Here is a 1,293-nt window from a genome sequence, read left to right on the forward strand (position 1 = left end):
CAACAGTACTGCCAAAACATTAATAAATACTACCGCACTCCCGCCCCTATGGGCTTTTATTTTCCGAAAACGTTCTCCATTACCATCATTGCAGCGCTTCTCCTGCTTCCAAGCCTTCCGAACGTCGCTAACGCGGCGCCGGGCTGCACCCTCAAACCAACATCCACAACCACCACCCAATTCCTCAACGAACTCCCCTCCCTCGACGCTAAACTCAAAACCTGCCCCGTAACCCTTCCAGGGCCGCTCAGCCGCGTCAGCAAAAGCGTTCAAATCATCATAGCAAAACAAAACGGCGGAGTCGAGCGCGTCTTTGCAGAAATCAACGGAGGCGAACTCACGGGCCTTCGCAAAGGGACAGGAGCACCAAGCTTCATCGCCGTTCTGGGCGAGTGCGAACTCGACACCATCCTCGCAAGCAAAGACCGCCTCGGGGCGACAGGACACATCTGGACCCAAAACAAGATACGACTTAGCGGAGTTGGTTTTTGGAACAAAGTCATCCTCTTCTTCGCACGCGGCGCCATCAATACATGGATGGCAAACATTGCCCAACCAGTACGCATACAATGCGCCGGAGCGAGCCTGCCAGAAACAGGCAGAGCCAACGGACAAGTCTGCGACCATGGAGGCCAGTGCGCCTCAGGCAACTGCATCTACACCAGAGGTGAAGGAGCAAACCGCATCTACAAATGCAGCTGCGACCCCTTCACGTACAAAACCACCTGCCCAGCAAAACCAACACCACTCACGGACAATGCAGGCCTCCGACCAGCAGGCGAGGTGTGCGACCACGGCGGGCAATGCCAAAGTGGAAACTGCATATACGCGGGAGGTGAAGGAGCAAACCGCATCTACAAATGCAGCTGCGACCCCTTCAAACTCGACACCACGAGCTGCTAACAACCAAGCAAAACAAAGAACGTTTCACTCTTCCTTCTTCTTTCCCTGAAGAACACCACGGCGCTGCAAGAACGCCACCTTTTCAACAAACAAAGGCAAAATCTTAGCGTACACCTTCTCAAGCGCCTTCAAATCCGCATGCAACGCACTAATAGCACTATCGTACTCTTCAAGTTTCGCATGCACATCCTTCGTCAAGAGCTCCATGTTCTCATACAACTTCTTCGAACGCTCCTCCAAACCATGAATAATCGTCTCTACTGCGGACTTCCACGCCACAATCTTTTTCACGTCCTCCAAGAGCTCATTCCACTTTTCATCAACAATAGCTTCAATAAGCTCCTCCGTTTCAGGATCCACACTCAAAGACCCGCTGGCACGAGATGCACC

The 1,293-nt window shown here is 52.7% G+C and carries 2 protein-coding genes; one reads left to right on the forward strand and one right to left on the reverse strand.

Translation table 11 applies throughout. The annotated features are described in order from the left end of the window. Positions 1-903 (forward strand): hypothetical protein (locus D6783_03185; protein ID RME52996.1); only part of this gene is annotated, 903 nt, incomplete at its 5' end. A 24-nt stretch (positions 904-927) separates the two neighbouring features. On the opposite strand, the gene D6783_03190 is transcribed toward D6783_03185, so the two are convergent. Next, complete coding sequence (locus tag D6783_03190) at positions 928-1,263, reverse strand: hypothetical protein (protein ID RME52997.1); 336 nt, start codon at positions 1,261-1,263, stop codon at positions 928-930. Positions 1,264-1,293 lie beyond the last annotated feature (30 nt).

It is taken from the genome of Candidatus Woesearchaeota archaeon (assembly GCA_003694805.1).
Classification (GTDB): Archaea; Nanobdellota; Nanobdellia; order Woesearchaeales; family J110; genus J110.